The sequence below is a fragment of the Capnocytophaga sp. HP1101 genome, assembly GCF_054772415.1.
The window spans coordinates 242,102-267,992 of the sequence record NZ_BPUU01000003.1; the positions used below are offsets into that span (position 1 = coordinate 242,102).

Below are 25,891 nucleotides of genomic sequence, written 5' to 3' on the forward strand. Positions count from 1 at the left end.
CTATGAAAGAGTTAATGAATTTTATCCCAAACGCCAACGGCGAGGCAACAATGTCAAGCCGTGAGATTGCTGAACTAACAGGTAAAGAGCACCGCCACGTATTAAGAGATTGTGAAAATCTCAATGAAAATTACGAAAATATGGGTATGCCCAAAATTGGGCAGACCCCCTACACCCACCCACAGAATGGGCAAACTTACCGAGAATACCGTCTCACCAAAATTCAGACCTTTGACTTAATGACAGGTTACAGCACCGAGTTGCGTATTAAGGTTAATCGCCGTTGGGCTGAGTTAGAGGCTCAAAGCACCTCCCCCGCCTTACCTAAAACCTACAAAGAGGCGTTGCAGTCGTTACTCATCGAGGTAGAAGAAAAAGAACGTCTACAAGCCGAGAACGAGGCTCAACAAGCACAATTAGTAGCACAAGCCCCCAAGGTATTGTTTGCTGACACTGTTATAGGCTCTCAATCGTCCTGCCTTATTGGTGAATTGGCAAAACTTATCACTCAAAAAGGCTATGAGATAGGCGAAAAGAGGCTATTTAAGTGGTTGAGAGAAAATCATTACTTAGGTACACGAGGCGAGTATTACAATATCCCTAATCAGAAATACATAGAGCAAGGCCTTTTTGAACTCAAGAAAGGTACACGCTCAGGCAGTGGTGGGGTAATGCACACCACCATCACACCTAAAGTGACGGGTCGCGGCCAAGTGTATTTTGTGAACAAGTTTTTAAAGAACTTACAAACCAATGCACAGCATACCCTATTCACTTAACATTATTATTTTTAATTTGACAAATAGAGCCCTCAACCACGAGGGATTTATTACCAAAATAACCATAAAAAACACCCTAAAACGCTTGCGGGTGCTACCCGTCAAAAAAATGTCAAACTTTTGACAAAGTCAAAAGGCACTATATAGCAATAATCACCGTACCTTTGCAATGAATGTAAACACATTCAAGCAAGTACTTTGATTTATTGTTATACTTACAGACTAAAAGCATATTTTAACACAAAAAAACTAAAACAATATGACCATACAAGTAAACGGCAAACCAGCTGAGGCGTATCACCTCATAATGAAAAAAGAAAACGCCCTTGATATTCTCAAAGGCACTAAAAAAGTAGAAATGCGCACCTTTTCCGATAAATACCTATCAATGTTTATTGACCAAGAAAAGTACAAAGAATATCAAGAAAAACTCAAAGAACCCGACTTTCAAGGTATCGACGAAAATGGCGTATTAGAGTTTGATAAAGTCTATAGAGACGATATTAGGCACATCTTTTTCACCAACTATAACAAAACGTGGAATTTGGTAGTAGAACTTGATGGCATTACCACTTGTTCGATGGTTAAAGACGATATAGAGTTTTTAGCTAAAAACTTTGATTTTCACGACTACGATAACGAGTGGCAACAGTTTGAGGGTAAAGACTTAGACGAAATACCTGCTTTCTTTGCACTTGTAATTAGTAAAGTCGTTAGCCACGAGGGCTTATAATAGCCACAAATCACAAGCCTAAAAAGGTCTGTAAGTATAACAGCTTGCAGACCTTTTTTTATTGTTTAATATTTAATACTTTTCAATTATGGGAGAACCTTATGCAGTACGCTACACGGACGGTAAACGAACAGTCTATAAGACGAAAAAAGACTATGAAATGGCAAAACTTTCATCTTATGGTAGAACAAACCAAAGATTGTATGCCTCTTTTGCTAAGTAATCTTTTTTAGTCTATGCTTAACCGTGCCCAGCAAGTCATTGAGCAAATCGCTCAGAAAACCAGCAAGGTGATACTATTTCACTCAATGAGTGGTAAGGACAGTATCGCCTTGCTAAACTTGCTATACCCTCACTTTGAAAAGGTAGTATGCGTATTTATGTACGTAGTGAAAGACCTCGACCACATAGCACGATATATGCACTACATCAATAAAAAGTACCCAAAAGCGCAAATCATTCAGATACCTCATTCCTCTGTATTCTCATACATCAAAACAGGACACTTAGGGCACACCCAAAACGAAAAACAACGCACCTACACCCTTGCCGACCTTACCGAAAAGATAAGAGAAAAAACAAGCATAGAATGGGCAGCATTCGGCTTTAAGCAATCCGATAGTATGAATAGGCGTGTAATGTTGCGCACCTACGAAAATGAGGCTATCAATGAAAAGAACAAAAAAGTATATCCCCTTTCTACCTACAAGAATAGTGATATAATAGATTATATCAAAGCTGAAAAACTCATCACACCTGAAAAGTATGCCAATAGCCAATCATCAGGCACAGATATAACCGACCTGCATTATTTGCTATTCCTACGCCACAACTACCCCTCCGACCTGAAAAAGATAATAACCGAGTTCCCCTTAGTAGAACGCAAACTATACGAATACGACTATGAAACAGCTAAAACAATCTGAAACCATTACCATAAACCGCTCTCAAATCAACCTAAACCCCTACAACCCCAAAAAGCATACCGATAAGGAAATAAAAAACCAACTCGCCAACCTTAAAAAAGTAGGCTTTAACGGAGGTATCAAATGGAACAAAACCACTGGCAACCTCATCGATGGGCATAGGCGTATGAAAGCAATGGATATATACTACAAGTACAACGGCACTCCCGAAACTGATTACCAAGTAAAAGTAGAAGCTGTAGAATTTGACGAAAAAACAGAAAAGGAACAACTCACCTACGAAGCTCTTGGTAACACACATGCCGATTATTCCCTTGTAGCTGAATACATCAACGATATAGACTATACCGATATAGGATTAAGCGACTACGATATAAACGAACTTTCTCATTTCGTTATTGATGATAACAACTACTACCCCGAAGTAGAAACCTTTGACGACCTTATAATCCCGCAAGTAGAAGCAAAAGAACTGCCTACCTACGAGGATAAAAAGGAACAAGTCAAACAAATGAAACAGCAAGTAAAAGAAAAAGCCATTGAGAAACAAAAGAACGAAGACGCTTTTATTACCCTATCCTTTTCATCTTACGAAGCAAAATCTGCTTTCTGTGAGATTATAGGAATAGACCCCGACGAACGTTTTGCCAAAGGTGAAACCGTCCTTAATATGATAGAATAAACACCCCAAAAGTAACAATCACTATGAAAGTCAAAAACTGCAAAAAACCAACACTCAAAAAATTCACTGAAATAGCCGAAAAAGCAGGCGGTAATATATCCACAATAGCAAAGGCTTTCAATGTGAACCGAAAAACTGTATACGAATGGGGCAAAAGCGACACCGACTTCCAAGATGTGATTGACGACCAGCGCGGTAAGATATTAGACGAATGTATCGCTACCTCACGCGTACTGGCACGCGGCATTCCTATCTTAGACGAAAACAAGAAAATCGTAGGCTGGGAAGAACGCCCCGATGGGCAAATGGTACGCTACCTAATGAGTACATTAGGGCGCAAAGAGGGCTTTGGTGAGAATATAGATGTAACCACCGCTGGCAACCCCCTCTCTCAAGGCATTTCCATTGAGATAATCGACAAAAGAGAACAAGTACGAAACGATGAAGACAATTCAGTGCTCTAAAATATACTTAAAGATAGATGAAGCAATCAAACAAGGGTTTACAACCGTGTCCGCACAAGGTTCAAGCCGTAGTGCCAAAACGTATACTATCCTCATTTGGCTCATTATCTACTGCCTCACCCACCCTCGCACCCGCCTTTCTATCGTCCGTGCTACTTTGCCAGCTCTCAAAGGCTCGGTATTTATCGACTTTAAGGAGATACTCTATAAGATGAACGCCTTTGATGAAGCCTGCCTGAACAAGTCCGAAATGATATATACCTTTCCTAACGGCTCGTGGGTAGAGTTCTTTTCCACCGATAGCGAACAGAAGTTAAGGGGGCGTAAGCGGGATATATTGTACGTGAACGAAGCCAACGAGCTCAAGTTTATCGAGTTTCAACAGCTTAAAATGCGTACTACTCAATTCGCCATTGTCGATTATAACCCCTCCTTCTCTGATGACCACTGGCTTTGCGAGTTGAATAAGGACAGCCGTACCTATCATTTCATATCCACCTATAAGGATAACCCTTTTTTAGAACAAACTATTATTGATGAGATTGAGAGCCTACAGCACAAAAACAAATCACTATGGCAAGTCTACGGACTGGGACAGCAAGCGATGATTGAGGGGCTTATTTTTGAAAAAGTAACCCTTGTAGACGAAATCCCAATATGGGCAAAAAAACGCTTTGTCGGGCTTGACTTTGGTTTTACACACGACCCTACCGCTATCGTGGAGGTTGCTTTTTTGGATAACAAGGTATATATAGATGAGGTATGCTATCGCACTCAAATGCTCACCAGCGACATCATCGAAGCCCTCCGCACCCACCGCACCTACAAAATCATTTCCGAAAGTGCCGACCCTCGCCTTGTGAAAGAGATAAAGAACGCTGGTTATAACATCATAGCCGTAACCAAAGGGCAAGGCTCAGTAATGGAGGGCATAACCAAAATGTTAGAGTATGAAATATGTATCACCCGCCGAAGTGAAAACATCATCAAGGAGTTTAAGAACTACACCTACGCACAAGATAAGAACGGCACATTCTTGAACATTCCGATTGACGCTTTTAACCACGCTATCGATGCCACCCGATACGTATTCTTAGAAACAATCTTAGGGCGCAACCGCAAACCGAAAGACTTAACAGGTATATTTTACTAATGAGAATCAACAACATTGACATAATCACGCTAAACGCGCAACTCGTGGAAGGCTCAATCGCCAGCCTACTCTCATACCCTGCTCTGAAAGTACCCAACAAAAGCGATTGGGCAGAGGAAAACGGTACAGAGTACGACCTTGACAGCCCTCAACTATCAGCAAAGGAACTCACCCTACAGCTATTACTGCCTGAAAGCAAATACAGCCAGCTCGTAACCCTCCTTACCGCTAATGCGTATGCCGATTATACCTTTAAGCAGCTACAACGCACCTACAAGCTCCGCCTCGTAGGACTTAATAAAGTACAGACCAACGGCAATTATATAGTAGCCGATATTCGCCTTTCCGATGATAATCCGTTACAAAAATACACCTACCAACCCCCAGCCCTCACCGCTTACAACGTAGAAACCTACATTGACGGCAAAAACCTAACCCAGTACGGCATTACGCTCTTAGAGGGTACAGCGCAAGAAATCATCACAGCAGGCAACGCCAAAACACCCTACACCGCCCAAAATAGCACTATGAGCGGACTAATAGCGACTAATGCACCCATCGTATTTCAGGAGCGTGTGGCAACCCTCAAATGCTTTATGCAATTGCCGATTGCTGATTTTTTCAAAGGGTATTACGCCTTACTTTATGATTTGGTACGCCCCAACGCACGAACCCTCAAATACAACAACAAGAAATACACTTGTATTTATAAGGACGGTAAAATAACAGAACTATATATTGATAGCCCCTTAATATGGTGCAAGTTCGATTTACAACTAATGATTGTCTAACAACTAAATACTAAAGCTATGCAAATTCATTTTAACACCACTCACCTCGATATACTCCCCACTGATGAGAGCTACCGCTACCGCTCTATAATGGGCGAGCACACCCTTAATTTGTATTTCTCACTCTCCACCTATACCGATATACCCACAGGCGCGTGGTGTGAGTTTCAAGGCGAACGCTACACCCTCAACACCCCCGCCAAAATCACCAAACACAACTCACGCAACTTTGAGTACACCCTCACTATGGACAGCGAGGGCGCAAACCTTAAGAATTTCAAATTCCGAAACCCCAACGATAAAACCCTCAAATTCCCATTCACAGCCTCACCACGCTACCACGTGCAAATCCTTGTCGATTGTCTCAATATGATAGATAGCGGGTGGCAGGTTGGTAATTGCATAGAAGCAAACGAAAAAATCATCAGCTACAACCATAACAACTGCTTAGAAGCGTTGGATATGGTCGCCAAAGCCTTTGAAACCGAATACGAAATCATCGGAAAAACCATTCACCTCCACAAGGTAGAATATTTTAAAGACAATCCCCTACCACTTCAATACGGCAAAGGCAAAGGCTTCAAAACGGGCGTAACACGCAACAATGAGCAATCACGCATTACACGCCTATACGTGCAAGGGGGCGACCGCAATATCGACCGCTCCAAGTACGGCAATAAAGAATTATTACTGCCTAAATCACAAGAGTACGTATATGAGGGCGTAACATTCCTTTCAGATGACAAGGGGTTATCTATAGCAATCAAGAACGCTGATAACGCAGGGTTTGTAAACGAACAAAGCCTTGACCTCTCTCACATCTACCCCAAACGCAAAGGAACAGTGTCGCAAATCTTTGAAGTAGATAAAGCTAAAAACTTTTACGATATTACCGACACCACCATACCGCAAGCCCTAAACTTCTCCGACCTCCAAATCAAAGGCGAAAAGATGATTATATACTTTGAAAGCGGTATGCTATCAGGGCGTGAGTTTGAAGTATCGACCTATGACCACACCCAAAAACGTTTTGCCCTCGTCCCCAAAGATGAAGACGGCGTTACTATGCCTAACGATATATTCAAACCATCAATAGGTGATGAATATTCCGTATACAATATGCAAATGCCTAACGCCTACATCAGCGACAACGCCACCAAGTCAGGCGCAAGTTGGGAGATGATGAAAGAGGCTTGCAAATATCTCTATGAAAATCGTGCTGACCTATTCACATTCACGGGCGACCTTGACGGCATATGGGCAAAAAAGAAATGGGCAAACGTAGGGGGACGCCTCAAAATGGGGGCTTATATCAATTTTTCAGACAACGAATTTCAGCGCACCCCCGTACCCATTCGTATCGTAGGACTCAAAGAGTACGTGAACAACCCCTACAGCCCACAAATAGAGCTTTCCAACAAAGTACAAGGTCAGTCCTTCGCCACCGAAATACGCAAAATTCAAAATCAAGAAGTATATTTTGGAGAACTAAACCGCCGCGCACTCTCATTCACCAAACGCCGTTGGCGCGACGCTCAAGAAACCATTAAGCAAATCGAGGAAGCCTTCCCCGAATACACCAAAAGCATACTACCCGTAACCGTCCAAACAATGATGTTACTCGTAGGCAACAAAGCTACTCAGTTCGATTTCGTAGTAAGCAAGGCAAACCCTATCAAAGCTCCTCACACGTTGTATTTTGACAAAAATACTAAGCAAATACACGCGGGCAGCGGTTGGCTCAAACATTACACCATTGGAACAACCAATATAGCACCCTCACACTCATCAGGCGACTATAAATATTGGAATATCTCCGCCTTTGTATCAGGGCGATTAGACGACAAAAGCAAAACCTACTATCTCTATATCAAAGCCAGCAAAAACGATGAAGTAGGCGAGTTTATCCTATCCGAAAACACCATTGAAATAGAACAAGAAGCGGGTTATTATCATTTTCTATACGCTACTGTCAATTCCGAATACGACAACGAGCGAGGTATTGCCAAACTTAACGGATTTACCGAAATCACTGGCGGACAGCTCAAAACCGACAAAATCACATCGGGTAATGGCCAGCAGTACATCGAGCTTTTAGACGATAGGATAAACATCAAAGCAAACCTACAAATCACTGACGGCAACAAAACCGAGATAAAACAGATTATTAATCCTGATTTGCAATCGTTGGAGAATAAACTTAAACAATATTCTGACGGCAAGGTTGAAACCGCTAAAACTGCTACCGAAGCATACGCACGAGCACAAGCAGAACTCACTAAAACACAGGCCATAGCAGCCGCTGACGGCAAAATTACCGAAGCCGAACAACGACAAATATTGCAACTTCAACAGAAGTTACAAGAAGCTAAAACATTCGCACAACAAAAAGTGAATGAATTGAATATAGGCGGAAGAAATTTATTGCGCAATAGTGGCAGAAAAATAACAAACAATAGTTATCTCATTGCTGCTTATGATATTACTACTGATTTAAAAGAGGGGGAAACTGTAACACTTACACTTAAAGGGCAATTAGGAGTAGGAAAGGTAGGGTTTTCAGTTCATAATAGTAATGGGTATGTTCATTTAACCAACTTAGAAAATAAAGGGAATGGTGTTTATCAGTCTACATTCAACTGGACATTGACAATGAATGGATATACTGCTAATAACACAAAAATAGAAATATATACTGCCATTCATACGGTTATTGTAGATAGCACCATAGAATGGATTAAACTCGAACGAGGCAACAAACCCACTGATTGGTCTCCTGCACCTGAAGACCTCGAAAACAAAATGGCAGATATTCAAACCGACCTTAAAACCGCTATCAACAACGCAAAAGCACTCATCGAAGCTGAAAAGCAGAATATCAAAAATTCAAATGACCGAATTCAGAAACTTGAAAACAAAACGCAAATCTTTAGCGACACACAAATAGCTGGTAATGTAGTAGCTACAGGAACTCTCATAGTTGGTAATACTCAAGGTACAAAAGCAGGCATTACAGGAGTAGGGGCAACTAATGATAGCATACGCTTTTGGGCAGGAGAACCCGATAAAACCCAACCTATAGAAACCCCACAACAAGCCGAAGAAAGACGTAGACAATCGGCTTTTTTAGTACAAGAAGATGGAACAATGATTACTAAAAAGATAAAAGCGGAAGGAGGAGAAATTACAGGTAGATTAAAGATGAGAGGTTCTATATATACAGAAAATTGGAATGAGAAGGAAAATAAGGTAATAAGCGGGAGTGCGTATACAGGAGATGGATTAATATACAGAGAAGACGATAACGATATTAATGCATATTTTGGGGGCGTTGCAGGAAACACATATACCGCTACAAAATCTCTTATGGCTCTATATAGGAAACCTAAAAAACCAAAGACAATAGGAGATGCTTCAAAATTTATTGGGGTTGATATATATGTACCTCCTCACCCAACTGACTTTATAGACCTCAGTAGATATGACAATAATCGTGCTATGACAATTAATGGTGATACTGTAAGTTTTGGAGCTCACGCTAATTTTGATTATGGATTCTTAGGAACAGCTTATTCTAATGTTATTATTGACAATATAGGGTTCTGTCATCATTTTATGTTTGGGAATATAATAGGCTCAGGGAATACAAATATATATCTACCTTCTTGGACACAAATAGAACAGAAACTCTCTTATTTAGGAATGACACCAGTTACAAGAAACAGTGGACAATCTGTATATCATTGTACTTTTGAACTACATATATCATTAGAGCCTTTCGTTGGAGGTAGAAAGATAAGATTAGTTGGCAGTTCAAGAGGAATACTAATAGATAATAACGGCAATGCTTTCGGTGGTGATTATGGCTATTTAGAAATGGGCGGGGGAGATGCTGTTATATTACGCTTTGCACACGACCGTTATACCATTATGAGTTTACAAATATAAAATTAAATAACTATAAAACAAATATAAACATTATGCAAATCATTCAAAAAACAACCCGCATTACCGCACAAGAAACTGTGCAAGGAGTAACAATAATGTACTCTTATGAAAGTGAAAACGACGCTAATCCCATAGCAGTAGCGTTTTCAGTTACCAACGAAAAAAACGGCAACTACCCCTATTTGCAAGGCACGGTTACCGCCCACGACTTCAATGTCCAAAATTCCAATTTCCAAGTATCGGATATTGACCTCTACAAACACATTCAGCAAACTTGCGCCGCCATTCTTGACGGAAAAACAGAAAAGGAAAATGGTAAGAGTAAGTAATTTCATCGTACCAAAAGGGTATAGGGCAATCACCCTATATCCTTTCATATTCGTACGTAACGGCAGTGATAAGTACGATAAAGTGCTTATCAATCACGAACGCATTCACTTGCGCCAGCAATTGGAGCTACTTATATTACCTTTCTTTGTTTGGTATGCAATTGATTTCCTTGTAAAGCTCATTTGCTACCGCAATTGGCAAAAAGCATACCGCAATATTGTCTTTGAATGTGAGGCATACAGCAATCAAGGAAACTTAGTATACCTCAATACAAGAAAAATATGGCAATTCAAAAAATACCTAACATCTAAACCTTAATAGCTATGACCTTACAAGAATTACTTGCATTACCGGTATCTGAGCGTATTGCGCAACTCAAAAAATATCCCGCAAAACGCCCTGAAAAAAATCTTTTACTTAAAGATTGGGACTATACCCAACACGATATTTTAAACCCCGAACTCCGCCCAAAGCGTAAAGTACTCACTCAAGAAGCAACCTACAATAAAGACGGCTCTATTCGCACCCCCGCAAAATTTCACGATGAAGAGGTGAACCGCCTTGCTCTACCCTTAGAACAGGACATCGTCAATATACACACCGCTTTCACTGTTGGAATGCCTCCTAAAATCACAGCAAATACCGATAACAAAGAGCAGGAAGAATTAGTAAAACTTCTTACAGACATTCATCAGCGTAACAAACTGCAATACGATAACAAACGCATTGTACGCTCGTGGTTTGCCGAGTGTGAAGTAGCTGAGTATTGGTATGTAAAACCAACAAAGAATAATGACTCTAACCCTACCTACCGCCTTAAATCAATGATATGGTCTCCCTTTCGTGGAGACACCCTATACCCTTACTACGACGACTACGGAGACCTCATCGCCTTTTCACGTGAGTACGACAAAACCGATAGCAAAGGTATAACCTCCACCCGTTTAATGGTCATTGATAACCAAAATGTAACTATTTACATCAATGGAGAACAAAAAGAGCAGTACAAACACGGATTTTCTAAAATACCCGTAATCTATATGAAACGCGAGCGACCCCTTTGCGACAAAATACGTACCCTCCGTAATCGCCTTGAGTTACTCCTATCAAACTTTGCCGATTGCCTTGACTACAATTTCTATCCCAAATTAGTAGCTTCAGGCGAAGTCGTAGGCACACGCAACAAAGGAACAGGAAGCGAGATAATCCAGCTTGAGAATGATGCTCAAGTGTCTTACCTTACTTGGCAACAATCTCCCGATATGGCTAAATTAGAGTTTGACAACCTTACCTCACGTTGTTATGCTCTTACCAACACCCCGCAAATCACCTTTGAGGCTTTGCAAGGTATTGGAAATGCACTCAGCGGGAAGGCATTTAAGTTTATGTTTATGGGTACACATATGGCAGTGAGTAACCACGCTGAGACGGTCGAAGAGTTCTTGCAACGCCGCATTAATTTTCTATTATCCGCAATTGTAAGCCTAATGCCTAAGTATGCAGATGTTGCTAAAAAAACACAGGTTAATATCGAGATTGTTCCTTATATGATTGACAGTCTTACTGAAAAAATAGCCGACGCAGTTAGTGCTGTACAAGGGGGAGTCGCCTCTCTCAAAGAGGGTGTTATTTTGGCAGGTATCACCGACCGCGTAGATGAAGAAATCTCACAAATCGAAAAAGAAAAAGGAAAAGACATATTTAATAATTAGCAAATATGAACTTTGAACAGTGGAATGAATATCACCAAAATCAGGCTGAAAAAGACGTTGCTAAAGCTCTCAAACTATTCGACGAGGTGCTCAAAATGGTAGCGTTATACTTCACATTAGAAACCGTCAAAAAGGGATTGTTTTCTTTTGAACTATATCCAGTACTCAACAAGAAAATAAATGCCCTTTTTGATAGGTTCAATCATTCCTTCACTCATCGAACAAATTATTATATTGACAAACATTACAATATATCAAAAAATAAATTCAAAGATATATTCAGCGAAGCTACAAACAAAGACAGGGCAACCTTGCAAAACATCATCCTCACTGAGAAAAAACGCCTCTTATCCGATAGGGTATGGAACTTAACCAAGCAATACCGTACTGAAATAGAAATGGCACTTGACCTTGCTATTTCCGACGGTACTCCCGCTCATCAGGTTGCAACCACACTTAAAAAATACCTCAATAACCCTAACGACCTCTTTCGCCGATACCGCGACAAAAATGGAGTGTTACAATTATCACAAAAAGCTAAAGAGTATCGCAGTGGGCAGGGGGTGTATCGTTCAGCCTATAAGAACGCTGAGCGACTTGTACGTACTGAGGTTAATATTGCCTATCGCACCGCCGATATAGAACGCTGGCAAGCAATGGACAGCGTAGCAGGGTACGAAATCAAGCGAAGCAAGCACCCTCACGGATGTGAAATATGCGATATGATGAAAGGTATATACCCTAAGAGCTTCGTTTGGGTAGGTAACCACCCTAATTGCCGTTGTTATATGATACCTATTTTTAAAAGCGACCTCAAAGGTAAGGGGCTCACAATAAACCACGAACTTACCCAGTGGATAGCGAATAACGAAGATAGAATAACCAACGCTAAGAGTATGCCGATGTTCCTGTGGGGAGTGGATAGCCAAAGTAAGGGTGTTTCGCAAAAGGTTATACAAGCCATACAACCTTTTAGTAGAAATACTTATGTATCTTTTGAACCTTTCTCACCTGTGATTGTTGAGCATTTAAAGAAGATAAAGCACAACGCCGATAAGCAAAAGTTATTACAGGAAATCATAGACGATAACAGAGCGAAAACAATCTTTCACAATGAAATTAATGGCGCAAAAACAGTAATGTTTGACTTACACAAGGGCAAAGGAGAAAATCTAAAGAATACATTAGCAATGGCAAAAGCACTGAATGACAAAGGGAAATCAGTTGCCCTACTACCTGAATATGACAATGTGAGTAGCGCAGACGCTATTGTAGATTTCAAAAACAAATTAGTAGTTGCTGATTTTAAACACAGCACAACTAAAAAAATAGGAACTTTAAAAGCAGATATTGAGAAGGGTTTTTTACAAGCGGATAATGTTGTATTGCAATTAGAGAAAGGTAATACAGATTTGTTTATACAGTCTATTGAAGAATTGAAGAGAAAAAACAAAAAACTCGGTAATATGATACTAATAAACAAGAACAATGATATATTAGAAATATCTTATAAAGATTTTAATGTAGGAAAACACAGAAAGTTAGTAAGAGGCTTTTTCTAAAATAAAAAAACTACCCTAAATTTATGCACATTCAAGGTAGTTAATGAGCTTCGGGATACTATACCGCTATTACGCTCTGGCGGGCATTGCCCTTCAAAAGTTCATTTAAGCCCTTTTGCGTTGCAAAGGTACAACAATATTTTTAAATCACCAAAAAAACATTAAAAAATGACTATTCAAAAATATGCTAAATTTTTGACAAACTTCACCTATACAACCTACACAAATCCCCCTTACCTTTGCAATATAAAATAATAATACTAAAAATCAATATTTTATGTTTAAAGAAAAAATCTTACAATCACTCAAAACTAAGTATGCAGCATTAGGGTTGAGCGCGCAAGTGCTTGAAGGAGTCGCTACTAATTTAAGCATTTTCGTAACTGAAGAAAATCAATTAGAACCAGCTATTGCTGGGGCTGAACCAATGTTAAAGCAATTCCAGTCATTTGCTGATAGTCGGGTAAATGCTTTCAAGACTGAAAGTGAAAAATACAAGAAAGAAGCCGAAGATTGGAAAGCTAAGTTTGAAAAGGGTAAAGAACCTGCCGATGGTGCGCAACCTACACAGGGGGGCAACAATCAACCTAACTCCGAAATCAATGCTGTGCTCGAAAAATTGAATGCACTGCAAGACAGTTTTACAGAGTTCAAAAGAGGCAGAACCTCCGAAACCCTTAAAGAACAATTCGTCAGGGCAATGAAAGAGAAAAACATTCCTGAAAGCTACTACACACCAGCACTCGCTGGGCGTGATTTTGCCGACAATACTGCCGTTGAAGCTCTTACTGTCGAAGTAAGCAATGGCTTTGAAAAGCAAAAACAAGAACTTGCTTCATTAGGGTTTTCTTACTCTAAAGCCCCTGACACCCCCGACAATCCTCTAAAAGAGGAAGAAGCCCTTGCTAAACAAATTGAGCAAGGAACAAAAGAAATAGCAGAAGCTCAAAGAGTTGCTGCTAATCATTAATTATTAACAATTAATCATTAGTAAAATGCCAGCAGGAATTAAGTACGATCTCAAAGGTCAAGAAGTAGAAAAAGAACTCTACAATGTAAAAACAGGCTACCGCTTGGCAGGAGGTTTTAACATCAATGATGAGGATATTGCCGACGGCCAATTTATTCCACCCCTCGCTCCCCTCGCCATTGACTTTAAAACCCGCACCGCCAAAGTCGCAAAGAGCATAAAGGCGTCTGAAAACATCAGTGCCACCACTCTCAAAATCCGCAAAGGCAGCCTCGTCAAAGTCGGTATGCACTTAGGAAATGGTACAGCAGGCGCAACCATTTCAGCTATCGACACTACCAATGCCGATTACGACACCCTTACCCTATCCGCCACTATTGCGGGCGTGAAAGCAGGCGACACTCTTTTTGAAGCCAAAGACGCTACAGGTAAGGAAGTCAAAAACCCTGCTAACTTTCTTAACTATGCACGTGTGAAGAAAGAAGCAGGCGCAACTGTTACCGCTCTCGGTCAGGCTTATGAAATCCAAACCGAAAAGCTCTACGCTCCCGTATCCGACAAGGACAAAGAAACTCTCGGAGCTCGTTTTATGTTCATCTAAAAACACACAAACACTATGATTTTAACATTAGAAAAACTCTTTAACAGCCCTTACATCATCAAAGCGGTAATTGATAGGGTAATGCAAACTACCCTTGATACTATCGTGTGGAAGCGTTATTTAGATTTTGAGGAAACCAAATCGCGTTTATTCAAAACCTACATCGGTACGGTTACAGGTGTGGTAATGGGGTCTATCATTGATAAGAACTCAAACAAGCCTATTCGTGAGCGCAAAACACTCGGTAGTGGTATGGGTGAGGTAGCTGATTTAGGTAACTCGTTCCAAATGGACAACGAACGCCTTAGTATCGTGCAACAACTCATTGACAAGTACAACCAAGCAGGGGTAGGACAACCTGCTGTACTCACCGAAATTATCAACTACCTTGCTGATGATATTCGTCAATGCACCCTTGCGCCTCACAAGCGTATGGATTATGTAGTGGGGCAACTTATCTCCACAGGAAAGGGCGAAGTAAAATTGGACGACAACAAGGACGGTATCGCCCTCTTAGAAATGGAACTCCCTGTGATGAAGTTTAACCCTACAACCGCTGAAAAACCTAATTTCATTGCCTACTTACAAAAGATAGTTGATGAAACACGTGCTAAAGTAGGCACTTTTGCACTTATGGAAATGACTCGTAGCACTTTCAACAAGCGCATTGTAGCCTCTGATGAGTTCAAAAATACCTACAAAATGGTATTGGGTAACGCACAAATAGGTGTGGCTGGCGGTATTATTACCGAAGCAATGGCAAACCAATTACTTACAGGTATTGGATTGCCTCCTCTCCGTATCGTAGAAGACTACGTAGTAAAAGAAGACGGTACAAGCACCAACATTTTTGCCGATGAGCGCATTGCGTTGCTCCCTACTGCCAAGATTGGTAAGATGATGTGGCATCAGCCTTATGAACTTACTGACCGAGTACCTAACAAAACCTATACTGTATTAGAGGGTGGTCATTTCATCACTACCAGCCGTACAGAGGAAGGTCGTTTTGTTGAGTATGGTTGTGAGTGGATACCAAACATCACCACACCACAACGTATGGCAGTGATTGACACTTCTAAAATGGGATAATATGACTAAAAAGGATTATTTCCGTCAAAGGTTTGCCTCTTTGGGGCTCTCACTCACTGAGGCTGACCTTTTAGATTTTAATATCCCCGATTTAGAAGGTGAAGCCAAAAGCGAAGAGCAGAAGAAATTGTACATCGCTTTCATTCAGTTCATACCTCAAATACTCTTACACCCCTCCTCAATATCTGAGGGCGGTACAAGTATATCACGAGCCAGCAAAGATGATATTATCGCTTTCTATGGCAACGAATGTAAGCGGTTAGGACTTAAAGATGAACTCTCTAAGAAACCCAGAGTAATATTTTTATGATATTAGACAACGGCACAATACAAGTGCAAACCATAACAGGAGGAGGTCTCATAGACGGCATACCTCAAGCAGGGGTGGCTGAATGGAGTGAACCTATACCTTGCCACATTGTAGCTAATACTCTCAATCAAAGAGGCGTATTTAAAGATAGTACCTTTACACAAAGCTCCTTTACAGTGTGGTTTGATTATGGTTTGTATGTATTCAGTGCCAAAAGGGTACGCCTTATTAATAATAAAAATGAGGTGTTAGGAGAGTTTGAAGTACAAAGTATTGAGCACGCCGATTTAGTAGGTAGAACCAAAATCACTGTATAAAATGATACAAGGACGCTTAAACATACGGCTTGGAGAAATTCGAGAAAAGTATATCAATGAGGCTATAAACAAATTCATTGAGGTAGGCGAACGATGTATCAGAGAAGCACGAGATAATGGGGCATACACCGACAGGACGGGCAACCTTCGCTCCTCTGTAGGTTATGTAGTGCTATTAAATGGTTCTGAAAAATCTAAAAGCAGAATTTCAACCCTTAACCAAAATCTCATTGAAGAAGTAAAAGCCCAGTACCCTAAAGATTTGGTGCTTATAGTGGTTGCAGGAATGAATTATGCTGCTTATGTAGAAGCTAAAGGGTTTAATGTGCTCTCATCTGCCGAGCTAATGGCTAAAAACATCTTAACAAAACTCTATTCGTAATGAAAAAAGGAGGTACACAAATCGAAAAAGACGTTTTTGATATATTCAAGGACGAAATAAAAAGATTTATCAAAGGTGATGTGTATCTGCAAGGCACACGCCCGCACAATTCCAATAAGGAAGATTGTGTAATTGGCTACCTTACAGGTCTCAATCACGATGTACAAGAGGGTAAAGTAAATATCAATTTCTATGTACCTAAAATCAATATAGGAACACAAAAGAATGTGAAGAATATTGCGCGTATTTTGGAAATTGAGGAGTTTATGACAAAACTTGTGCAACGCACCCCCGATGAATATCTTTTTGTGCAAGAACAAACCATTAACAGCTTTGAGGAAAGCAATACCGAAAACCTCGTCAATGCCCAAATCCTCTATAAGCGTTTCAGTATTAATAATTAAAAAAAAACAAAACATTATGGCAAATATACTTAGTTGGGGGAAACCCAAAATAGAATATGTGGAGTTGGTAAATGGAGAATTACCCGCTTCACCAACTTGGAAAGCAATGCCTACACCTGTTGAAAACTCTACCAAGTTGGAAACAGAAGAAGGCGACACCAAAGAAGCTAAAATTGAGGGTGGAGAAGTAATAGCCACCCGTAAAAACGCAAGTAAGTACAAACTTGAGTTTGAGATTTATGAAACAGATGACCTTGTAGTGCCAATTCCCGATGAAGACGGGATTATCCTTAAACAGTACGCTTTTCGTCTCTCCCCTGAGAATAGTAGCGCAAAAGGATTTATTATGGACAAAACAAGTGTTTCGTCTGTAAGAACGTGGGATAGCGAGGTAGGGGGTAAAATCAAATACACTGCCAACGCTCTCAAGCCTAAAACAGGCAAAATGCTCAAAGAGTATAATGGATAATAATTTAGGTAAAAGGTAATTAGCTTTCTACTATTACCTTTTACCTTTCATCTTTTAATTTTAAGAACGTGGATATTCAAGAAAAAACAGCTCAAACGATATTGCAAATCGCTACGCCTATTGAGATAGCAGGCACAACCTATAAAGTACCACAACCTACCATTGCAACCCTTATACTCGTATCGCAAGAAATTGCCCATATACCAATGGAAGAATTGAGTCGAGAAAAAGCATTAGGTAAAGCATTCCAAAAATCGGTGTATGGCAAACATATCGCACGTGCCCTTGCTATTATGATACTTGGAGCTCCCAACCCACAAAAAACACTGTGGCAACGGCTCAAAGGTATAATTAAAAGTCGTAAAAAGCAACTGAAAAAACTCACCAATACATTGCTATATACACTAAGCATACAAGAAGTGGGGACGATATTCATTCAGCAACTTGGCAAAATGCAGACCACCGATTTTTTTATGCTTATCACTTTCCTACACGAGGCAAATCTGCTGAAACCGACAAGGAAAGTGAGCGAAACGACAGCGTCTGGGCAATAGTCGGTGGATTTTTAAAACAATATCCTAATGTAACATTTAATGAGGCTTTGTATGAAATATCCTTTGCTAATATTATGCTCTACAATAGCGTAATACCTGAATATTATTCTACTGAAGAAAAAGGGAAAGGAGAGGTTATAACAGACAAAAGCCCCGAATATAACAAAGAATTAGACAAACTAATAAATCAATCCTAATAAATGAATAAACTACTGAAGTGGCTAATGAAAGCCAAAATAAAGATTGCGATATGGGCTACACCATTGGTATTACTATTCTACATTGATGATAAGATACACCTAAGGGATAGGGTATATTACTTTTTTGTAGCTTTTGCAAAGAGCATACCGCTACTAATGTTATATTCGTACTTTTCAGTTTGGCGTGAACAAAACGAACTCTTTTTTGTAGGTATTAGCTTTATATTATTCCTGAATATGGTAGTAGGTGCTGTGTATCACGCTAAAGCGGGCACATTTAATATTCACGATTTCCTAATGGGTAATGCTACGATTATGCTCGTGATAGCAGTAGTATATGTATCGCTATCTATATTAAGTATACCGATTAACGAAACGGAAACGGGTAAGATATTTCAAAGCTCAGTGCAATTTATGACTTTGATGTACCCTGTGAGTAAGATAGTAAAGAATGTTTTTGTACTTACGGGGGGCAAATACCCACCAAGTTGGATAATGAAAGCATTGTACAACTATGAGAAGAAAGGCAAATTGAAAGATTTCTTCGATGAGATTAGCGGAAGTGCTAAAACAGAGGAAACAAACCCTAAAACAGACGAACAATGACACCGAAAGAATTTATAAAACAGTACAAGCCCTTTGCCCTTGAAACCGAGCGCAAAACGGGTATTTCACACCTCTTTATTTTGGCACAAGCGGCGTTAGAGAGCGGTTGGGGAGGAGCAGTGTATGGGAATATGTTTTTTGGCGTGAAAGCGAGCGCAAACACACCTGCTAACAAGAAGCAGTTACTAACTACTACTGAAATACTCAAAACCAAAAACGAGGGGTATAGGTTTCCACAAGTGTTAAAGATTGTGCCTTATATGGGCAAATATAAATACACGGTTAAAGATTGGTTTAGGAAATATGATACCCCAGAGGAATGTTTTACTGACCACGCACAATTCTTCTTTAAGAATAAGCGATATGCTAAGGCGTTGTTAGTGAAAAGCGACCCTCGCAAGTTCGCGGAGGAGGTGGCAAAAGCGGGGTATGCTACGGCAATAAATTATGCTGATAGTTTGAAGAAAGTAATTAAAACTATTGAAGGCTATGAGAAAGTATAATTACATCGGAATTTTCAGAGCTTTTGGAGTTCTCGGATTAGCGCTGGTATTGCTCGGGCTATTAGGGTGTAGAACGCGCAAGGTAGCAACTACCGAGCAAAAGCAAGTGCAAAAGGAGCGTATTATAAAGTACAAGGATAGTACGGCTCTTTTTCAGCAAAACTCGCAAACCTTGCAACTCGATACGCAAACCTCGCAGGAATATGAGGTGACGGTTGAGAGTGACAAGGACAGCGTGGGGAATAGCAAAGAAGTGACTTATACACGTATTAGGGACGGAGATAAGGAGACTATAAGGGTCAGTGGTGGAAAGGTGAAGATAAGCACTAAAAGCAACCTTTCTAATAGCCAGATAGTGGCGAAGGCTACCCTTACGAATACGATAACTGCAAGCACGCAATTAATATCCCAAAAGGCTACTGATACGACTTTTTCTCATAAAACAAGAAACGTAAAAACCTCCTATTTGTATCTTATTGCTATCATCATTGTTTTATTGGTAGCCTTTTATCTCATACGCGATAAACTCAAACGCTTTTTGAAGTGATTTTATTTTTTAGTTGTACGAAGAACGCCTCTTTATGGGGCGTTTTTACTATAATCTTAATACATTACAGCAATGAACACTAACAATGGAACTATGGACTTTGAGGCACATTTGCGCCTTGATAATTTAGAACGTGATTTAAATAAAATGCAACGACTTTTCAACGAGTCTATGCAAAGTTCCCAGCGAGAAACCAATAAGCTACAACAGTCTATTGATACCCTCGCCAAAGGAGCATTAGCGTTTTTCACTTTTTCACAAGCAAAGGCTTTCGTAAACCAAGTAATTGAGGTACGCTCTCAATTCCAACAGCTCGAAATATCCTTTTCAACAATGCTCAAGAGCAGGGAAAAGGCAAATGCATTAATGGCGCAAATGACTGACCTTGCAGCAAAAACACCCTTTGGACTACAAGAAGTATCAGAGGGGGCAAAACGTCTATTAGCCTTTCAAGTGCCTGCTGAGGAAGTTACCGAAACCCTCCGCCGTATGGGTGATGTGGCTTCAGGGCTTGGTGTGCCTATGGGGCAACTTATTCACGTATACGGACAGGTAAAAGCACAAGGGCGTTTGCTTACAAACGACTTGTATCAGTTTATGAATGCAGGTATACCTATCATAGCCGAATTAAGCAAGGTTGTAGGTAAGAGCGAAACCGAGATTAAGGAAATGGTTACCGCTGGCAAGATAGGATTTACCGAAGTGCAAGCTGTTATCAAGAATATGACCAACGAGGGCGGACTATTCTATAATCTAATGGCAGAGCAAAGCAAGAGTTTAGGTGGTCAAATATCCAATTTGCGTGATAATTTCGACCAAATGCTTAATGAGATAGGTAAATCAAGTGAGGGTATTGTGTCAGGAGCAATTCAGGGTGTCTCGTTTTTGGTTGAGAATTATCAAACAGTCGGGAAGCTCATTGCAGGGCTTATTGCCACGTATGGTACATATCGTACCGCTGTATTGGTAAATATTGCTCTTACTAAGGGGTGGGCTATTGCTGCCAAAGAGGACGCTATTGCAAAAGGCATACAGACGCTCGCTACAAAAACAGCAACAGTAGCAACAGGAGCACTGAATGCTGTAATGATGGCAAACCCCTACGTATTAGTTGCAACAGCCGTAATAGGATTAGGAACTGCGTATTTTCTTTTAAGAGATAATATTACTACCACCGAAAAGGCTACAAAAGACTACAACGATAGAAAGCAACAAATTATTGAGAGTGAAAAAGCTCATAAACAGCACGTCGATGAGCTTATTGAAACCGTTAATAACCAAGCTCTCGCAGATACAGAAAGGGGGAACGCTCTTGACGAGCTTATAAAAACATACCCTAAAATATTTGAGAAATACGATATTGAGACCCTTAAACTTGCTGATATTCTCAAACTCAAAAAAGAGATAGCAGAAGAGGATAGTAGACGCTCAGAAATAAATAAAATCAATGATTACAGAAAAGCTAAAAGGGACTTAGAAGAGTTCAATAAGAACCCACAAGCATACCTAAAACCATTAAATAACGCTATCAACACTGGTAGAGGAATGGGGTGGTTAAATATGTTCGGATACCAAAGTGTAACCGAAAAAGAACAGCGTGAGTATTTAGAGTCAATGCTTAAAAACAATGAAAAAGACCTTAGAAAAGATATCAAAAATACAGCTGTATCTGATTGGAAAAAGAGCTTAAAAAACCTTCCAGAAAGCGAACTCCAACAACAATTACAGTACCGCCAGCGACTCATTGCTGACCTTCAAAAACAAGAAAAAGAGGGTAAAAAGTGGGCTTCTCACGGGGTGAAATTTGGTAATGAATGGTATTCGTTTGATAAAGGAGAGTTACAGGCACAAACACAAGCGTTAAAGGGACAAATCGACAAGTTACACGAGCAAACTTACAACTATACTGACCTATCTAAGAAGTACGCCAAAGCTGTTAAAGATGCTGAAAAGGCACTATCGGATATTACCAACAACAAATCAGGGTATAAAACTGAAAGCGATTATAAAAAAGCCATCTCTGATGCCAAAGAAAAGTTAGAACAAGCAAAAAAAGAGTACAACGACTTCACAGTGAAACCGTCAGGAAGTAGCAAGGCAAGAGCTACTAAAAATACCCTCCCTGATTTCGACACTGAAAAAGCCCAAAGAGACCACAACCGCCAAATTCAAGACGACCTTTTTGCTCGTGAAGAAGCCCGCATTAAGATAATGCAAGACGGAGCGGAAAAGCGCCTTGCTATCATTCAATTGGAATACGACAAGCAAGAAGAGGAAATTAGAAGACGTTCAGAAGACCAGCTAAACGCATTCATCGAAACCGAAAAACAAAAAGCAGAAGCACAAGGCAAATGGAAAAAGGGACAAGCCTTTGACACCAATACTCCTGCTATCAATGCCGAAAAAGCACGCCTTGCTGAAAACGAAAAGGTGCTTTTAACTTCCAATGCAGAGTACCAACGTATTCAGCAAGAACAAGTGTATAAGGACTTATTAGAAAAGTACCAAACCTACACCGACCAACGTAAATCTATTGAGGAGAAATACAATGCCGATATTACCGCTTTGCAAGCTAAATTAGGCGCAGACGCTCCACAAGTCAAAAAAGCACAAGATGAAAAAGTACGAGAACTCAAAAAGTTGGATATACTCTACAAAAAAGAGGGTACAGCCATTGCTAAACTCTTTGAGAATATGCGCAAAAAGACCATCAAGGAAATACGCCAAACCATAGCAGAGGCAGAAGCTGAAATAGACCGGTTGGCGAGCAACCTTGATATGGGCGATAAGGACAATGTAGAATATATCCAAAGCCTACGCCAGCAACTTGAACAAACAAGAGAGACAGCCGAGCGTAGTGATACCGTTTTTGGCAAACTCGGTACAAACATCAAAAATCTATTCAAAGCCAAACCCAATACCGCTGAATGGCAGGAAGCGTTCAACGGTATGTTGTCATCAGCACAATCAATCACAGGACAATTTGGACAGTTAGGGCAAGAGTTTGAGCGATTAGGACAAAGTACAGGTAACTCATCATTAGAGAAATTAGGACGTACTTTGCAAAACACAGCAAACTTACTTAATAAAACTCTCTCTTTTGCACAAATGGGTGCAAGTGTAGGAGGGGGCTGGGGGGCTCTTATTGGTGCTGTTGTAGGTTTAGGAGTAGGAGGGTTTGAGGGAGCTGCAAAAGAGCGTTTAGCTCACGAAAAAAAATTACAAGAAATAGCTCAGTCAAAAATAAACCAACAGAATGAATACAACCGACTACTTTGGGAAGAGAAGATGTTACACAAAGAAAATACATCTATATTCGGCACAGAAGACATCAATAACGCTTTGAGTGATTTAAAAGAATACAACAGACTGTGGAACGATTTAGAGCGCAGAATGGGTTTTAATCTAAAAAAACGTTATGAGGACGCTGGCACAAGTTTCCGTAGTTATGGATATCGGTCACCTAACAGGAAAGGCGATGATTATCTTGGTTTAGAGAATATTAAAATTGCAACAGGTAGTTATACTACAGGAGCTTGGTTTTGGAAAAAATCTCATACTGAATATAATAGTCTACTTTCAGTGTATCCACAACTAATTAATAAAGCGGGGGAATTTGATGTAAACTTAGCTAAAAGCATTGTTAATAACAAGGAGTTTGAAGGAACAGGGAAACAAGCTCTACAAACCATCATACAACAGTATGAACAAGCATTAGAAGCACAAAAAAAGTTTGATGAATATCTTAATAAAACCTTTGGGGAAATGGGGACATCTATAATAGATAGTGTTGTTGATTCGTTAAAAAAAGGAGAAGATGCTTTTGAAAACTTTTCTAAGTCAGTAGGTAACATTATTAGCAAACTCGGTAAGCAGTTGATGTATGAGTTGTTTGTTGCGAAAGATTTTAAGGAATTTCAAAAGAAAATGCACAAAGTAGCAGGAGATGGGAGTGTTAGTAGTGAAGAATATGCTAATGCTACTGCGAATCTTATAGCAGAATTTTCCAGTAGGATGAAAGGCAAAATCGGTGAAATGCAACAATTCTTAAAAAATTGGAATGAAATGAGTAGTAATTTAGGTTACGACTTTCTAAAAGAGCAGCGTCAATCAGTAGAGAAAGGTTTTGCAAGAATGTCTCAAGATAGTGCCGATGAGCTCAACGGACAATTTAGGCTTATGACAGAGCTTCAAAAACTAACAAAAGACAGTGTTATGCAAATATCTGAGCGCACAAGGTTCCTTTCTGAAGATTTGAAGAACTTACACGCTATGTCGGCTCAACAGTTAAAACATCTTGCGGGAATTGAAGTAAACACTTTTCAGTTGCACGATATGCGAAAAGACCTTACGGGTGTTAAGGCAATATTAAGTGATATGCAGACAAGAGGAATTAAAATGAGATAATAGAAAAGCCCTCAATTAAGAGGGCTTTTCTATTATCAATGTGTAAGTGTAATATCGTTTGTCTTTGGAATAAATAGGATGCTACGAAAATTATATAATGTTAGTTCGTCTCGTTTTTCATTAATAATTCCTCTTATTTCAACCCCTAAACTACTTTTTAGTGTTAGATTAGGGTAGCTATATGAAAACTTTCCTTTTTCAGTGCGTGATACCTTTTGAAATTTTCCATTTTCTAATCCTGTTTCTATGACAATTAGTAAATATTCATCGTACGTAAAGGATAGATTAATATATTTTTCTTTATATTCATCCCCTTTGTCTTGTATATATGTCCAAGAAACTTTTAAATCATCAGGAACTATTTTATCCTCACTTTTCGAGCACCCCACAGCGAGCAGGGCAATCAGTAATAATACTATTCTTTTCATAGTTTATTTTTAATGATTATACACATCTCCAAAATCAGCCTCAATAAAAATAACGTGAAAAACATTACCTTGTTGTAGTCCTATAAATACTTTATTGCTGCCAGTGGCACGAAACACGTGCAACTCTTTTATGTCAGGAGTAATAAAACTTGGACATTGAGGTTTTATTTTGTCTATCGAAATTTTCTCCATTCCAAAACCGTGGCGTTGAGACTTTCTGATTTCTTCCCAGCCTAAAACACTCAACTTGTGTAAACGCTCTAAAAAGTCCACAAAAAATTTAGAGTCATTACTGTTTTTATAAGAGACAGATGTTTGTAAGTGTTTGAATGAAAATAGAGGGTAGAAATACTTTCTTTCAACACTATCTTCTTCTTCAACTGGTTTAACTTTTTTCTTACTCATCCCAATTTACACGAGTTTTAAAGAATTTAGTCATTCTTTCCTTAGTAATAACACTTCCTTTAGCAGTAGGTGTATTTTTCCAAGTAGGCTCATTGTGGGTACGATGCATAAGCCCTACTGCAGAGAAGTCATTATATACCTCAAATACCTCATTGAGTAATTCCTCCTCATCATTAGTAAATTGAGCAATTCCTTCACTTGTAGGTTGCAAAGCGTTTTTTCCAAAAGCGTTGAACTCGTAATAAGCATTAGGGACAACAGGACCGTATTGCCACGCCTCTATCTCATCATCAAAGAGAGGTTTTTCAAAAACTGCTAAATAATACCCTTGTAAGTAATATAATAACTTTTGAAGTTTTAAGTTAGTTATAAAGTCCCCATTATCAGTATTATTAGCTTTTTCTATTAGCCAATTGGCTACTTGTATAACGTTATAACTCATAATTATTTAAATATCTATAGTTAAAATGATTAGAAAGAAAATTAGTAGATTTGACTGTGCAAAAGTACAATATTATTTTGATATTGCAAAAAAGTTTGCAAAAAAGTTTGCAAAAAAGTTTGTAAAAATACTTAGCAAAAATACTTGTAAAAGTAGGTATTTTCCTAATATTTTATG

The 25,891-nt window shown here is 39.5% G+C and carries 29 protein-coding genes; 26 read left to right on the top strand and 3 right to left on the bottom strand.

From position 1 onward, the window contains the following. Positions 1-2 precede the first annotated feature (2 nt). The 26 genes from RCZ04_RS02135 (at position 3) to RCZ04_RS02260 (ending at position 24,439) form a co-directional block, all read left to right on the top strand. Positions 3-779: a phage antirepressor KilAC domain-containing protein gene (locus RCZ04_RS02135; protein WP_460484290.1), complete on the top strand. Its 777-nt coding sequence runs from the start codon at positions 3-5 to the stop codon at positions 777-779. A 259-nt stretch (positions 780-1,038) separates the two neighbouring features. Then, positions 1,039-1,512 carry a hypothetical protein gene (locus RCZ04_RS02140; RefSeq protein WP_460484291.1) on the top strand — a complete coding sequence of 158 codons (474 nt, stop codon included), beginning with the start codon at positions 1,039-1,041 and terminating at the stop codon, positions 1,510-1,512. A gap of 88 nt (positions 1,513-1,600) precedes the next feature. After that, complete coding sequence (locus tag RCZ04_RS02145) at positions 1,601-1,735, top strand: hypothetical protein (RefSeq protein WP_460484292.1); 135 nt, start codon at positions 1,601-1,603, stop codon at positions 1,733-1,735. A 13-nt stretch (positions 1,736-1,748) separates the two neighbouring features. Continuing rightward, positions 1,749-2,438: a phosphoadenosine phosphosulfate reductase domain-containing protein gene (locus RCZ04_RS02150; RefSeq protein WP_460484293.1), complete on the top strand. Its 690-nt coding sequence runs from the start codon at positions 1,749-1,751 to the stop codon at positions 2,436-2,438. Next, on the top strand, positions 2,416-3,120 hold the full coding sequence (locus tag RCZ04_RS02155) for a ParB N-terminal domain-containing protein (protein WP_460484294.1): 705 nt from the start codon (positions 2,416-2,418) through the stop codon (positions 3,118-3,120). Before RCZ04_RS02150 ends, RCZ04_RS02155 begins: the two co-directional genes overlap by 23 nt. Positions 3,121-3,143: 23 nt before the next feature. Next, on the top strand, positions 3,144-3,584 hold the full coding sequence (locus RCZ04_RS02160; RefSeq protein WP_460484296.1) for a hypothetical protein: 441 nt from the start codon (positions 3,144-3,146) through the stop codon (positions 3,582-3,584). Continuing rightward, positions 3,562-4,737 (top strand): PBSX family phage terminase large subunit, encoded by a 1,176-nt coding sequence (locus RCZ04_RS02165; RefSeq protein ID WP_460484297.1) that lies wholly within the window; start codon positions 3,562-3,564, stop codon positions 4,735-4,737. The genes RCZ04_RS02160 and RCZ04_RS02165 overlap by 23 nt, the downstream gene beginning before the upstream one ends. Continuing rightward, positions 4,737-5,528, top strand: coding sequence for a hypothetical protein (locus RCZ04_RS02170; protein ID WP_460484298.1), 792 nt, complete (start codon positions 4,737-4,739; stop codon positions 5,526-5,528). The genes RCZ04_RS02165 and RCZ04_RS02170 overlap by 1 nt, the downstream gene beginning before the upstream one ends. 18 nt (positions 5,529-5,546) lie before the next feature. Beyond that, positions 5,547-9,476 carry a hypothetical protein gene (locus tag RCZ04_RS02175; RefSeq protein WP_460484299.1) on the top strand — a complete coding sequence of 1,310 codons (3,930 nt, stop codon included), beginning with the start codon at positions 5,547-5,549 and terminating at the stop codon, positions 9,474-9,476. Positions 9,477-9,508: 32 nt separating this feature from the next. After that, positions 9,509-9,805, top strand: a complete 297-nt coding sequence (locus RCZ04_RS02180; RefSeq protein ID WP_460484300.1) for a hypothetical protein — start codon at positions 9,509-9,511, stop codon at positions 9,803-9,805. Continuing rightward, positions 9,789-10,124: a hypothetical protein gene (locus RCZ04_RS02185; RefSeq protein ID WP_460484301.1), complete on the top strand. Its 336-nt coding sequence runs from the start codon at positions 9,789-9,791 to the stop codon at positions 10,122-10,124. The genes RCZ04_RS02180 and RCZ04_RS02185 overlap by 17 nt, the downstream gene beginning before the upstream one ends. Positions 10,125-10,129: 5 nt before the next feature. Beyond that, on the top strand, positions 10,130-11,518 hold the full coding sequence (locus tag RCZ04_RS02190; protein WP_460484302.1) for a phage portal protein: 1,389 nt from the start codon (positions 10,130-10,132) through the stop codon (positions 11,516-11,518). A 5-nt stretch (positions 11,519-11,523) separates the two neighbouring features. After that, positions 11,524-13,080 carry a hypothetical protein gene (locus tag RCZ04_RS02195; protein WP_460484303.1) on the top strand — a complete coding sequence of 519 codons (1,557 nt, stop codon included), beginning with the start codon at positions 11,524-11,526 and terminating at the stop codon, positions 13,078-13,080. A gap of 277 nt (positions 13,081-13,357) precedes the next feature. Further along, a complete protein-coding gene (locus RCZ04_RS02200; RefSeq protein ID WP_460484304.1) occupies positions 13,358-14,050 on the top strand; it encodes a hypothetical protein in 693 nt (230 codons plus the stop codon). Positions 14,051-14,075: 25 nt separating this feature from the next. Then, positions 14,076-14,651 (top strand): head fiber protein, encoded by a 576-nt coding sequence (locus RCZ04_RS02205; RefSeq protein WP_460484305.1) that lies wholly within the window; start codon positions 14,076-14,078, stop codon positions 14,649-14,651. 15 nt (positions 14,652-14,666) lie between these two features. Further along, positions 14,667-15,740 (top strand): hypothetical protein, encoded by a 1,074-nt coding sequence (locus RCZ04_RS02210; RefSeq protein WP_460484307.1) that lies wholly within the window; start codon positions 14,667-14,669, stop codon positions 15,738-15,740. A 1-nt stretch (position 15,741) separates the two neighbouring features. After that, the gene (locus tag RCZ04_RS02215; protein WP_460484308.1) at positions 15,742-16,050 is read left to right on the top strand and encodes a DUF6706 family protein; all 309 of its coding nucleotides are present in this window, start codon (positions 15,742-15,744) and stop codon (positions 16,048-16,050) included. Then, positions 16,047-16,367: a hypothetical protein gene (locus RCZ04_RS02220; RefSeq protein WP_460484310.1), complete on the top strand. Its 321-nt coding sequence runs from the start codon at positions 16,047-16,049 to the stop codon at positions 16,365-16,367. Before RCZ04_RS02215 ends, RCZ04_RS02220 begins: the two co-directional genes overlap by 4 nt. Position 16,368: 1 nt before the next feature. Beyond that, entirely contained in the window at positions 16,369-16,749 is a 381-nt protein-coding gene (locus RCZ04_RS02225; RefSeq protein WP_460484311.1) for a hypothetical protein, read from the top strand. Next, positions 16,749-17,153 carry a hypothetical protein gene (locus RCZ04_RS02230; protein ID WP_460484312.1) on the top strand — a complete coding sequence of 135 codons (405 nt, stop codon included), beginning with the start codon at positions 16,749-16,751 and terminating at the stop codon, positions 17,151-17,153. Before RCZ04_RS02225 ends, RCZ04_RS02230 begins: the two co-directional genes overlap by 1 nt. 16 nt (positions 17,154-17,169) lie before the next feature. Then, positions 17,170-17,622 carry a hypothetical protein gene (locus tag RCZ04_RS02235; protein WP_460484313.1) on the top strand — a complete coding sequence of 151 codons (453 nt, stop codon included), beginning with the start codon at positions 17,170-17,172 and terminating at the stop codon, positions 17,620-17,622. A gap of 68 nt (positions 17,623-17,690) precedes the next feature. Further along, positions 17,691-18,176 (top strand): hypothetical protein, encoded by a 486-nt coding sequence (locus RCZ04_RS02240; RefSeq protein WP_460484314.1) that lies wholly within the window; start codon positions 17,691-17,693, stop codon positions 18,174-18,176. Positions 18,177-18,376: 200 nt separating this feature from the next. Beyond that, positions 18,377-18,982 carry a hypothetical protein gene (locus RCZ04_RS02245; RefSeq protein WP_460484315.1) on the top strand — a complete coding sequence of 202 codons (606 nt, stop codon included), beginning with the start codon at positions 18,377-18,379 and terminating at the stop codon, positions 18,980-18,982. Further along, positions 18,979-19,485: a glycoside hydrolase family 73 protein gene (locus tag RCZ04_RS02250; RefSeq protein WP_460484316.1), complete on the top strand. Its 507-nt coding sequence runs from the start codon at positions 18,979-18,981 to the stop codon at positions 19,483-19,485. The genes RCZ04_RS02245 and RCZ04_RS02250 overlap by 4 nt, the downstream gene beginning before the upstream one ends. Continuing rightward, positions 19,472-20,032, top strand: a complete 561-nt coding sequence (locus tag RCZ04_RS02255; RefSeq protein WP_460484317.1) for a hypothetical protein — start codon at positions 19,472-19,474, stop codon at positions 20,030-20,032. The genes RCZ04_RS02250 and RCZ04_RS02255 overlap by 14 nt, the downstream gene beginning before the upstream one ends. 72 nt (positions 20,033-20,104) lie before the next feature. Then, positions 20,105-24,439 (top strand): tape measure protein, encoded by a 4,335-nt coding sequence (locus tag RCZ04_RS02260; RefSeq protein ID WP_460484318.1) that lies wholly within the window; start codon positions 20,105-20,107, stop codon positions 24,437-24,439. 35 nt (positions 24,440-24,474) lie between these two features. Here RCZ04_RS02260 and RCZ04_RS02265 read toward each other — a convergent pair whose 3' ends face one another. The 3 genes from RCZ04_RS02265 to RCZ04_RS02275 are packed head-to-tail and all read right to left on the bottom strand — an operon-like array spanning position 24,475 to position 25,714. Further along, on the bottom strand, positions 24,475-24,867 hold the full coding sequence (locus tag RCZ04_RS02265) for a hypothetical protein (RefSeq protein ID WP_460484319.1): 393 nt from the start codon (positions 24,865-24,867) through the stop codon (positions 24,475-24,477). 9 nt (positions 24,868-24,876) lie between these two features. Further along, a complete protein-coding gene (locus RCZ04_RS02270) occupies positions 24,877-25,272 on the bottom strand; it encodes a hypothetical protein (protein ID WP_460484320.1) in 396 nt (131 codons plus the stop codon). Further along, positions 25,265-25,714 carry a Panacea domain-containing protein gene (locus tag RCZ04_RS02275; protein ID WP_264860753.1) on the bottom strand — a complete coding sequence of 150 codons (450 nt, stop codon included), beginning with the start codon at positions 25,712-25,714 and terminating at the stop codon, positions 25,265-25,267. The genes RCZ04_RS02270 and RCZ04_RS02275 overlap by 8 nt, the downstream gene beginning before the upstream one ends. Positions 25,715-25,891: the final 177 nt, after the last annotated feature.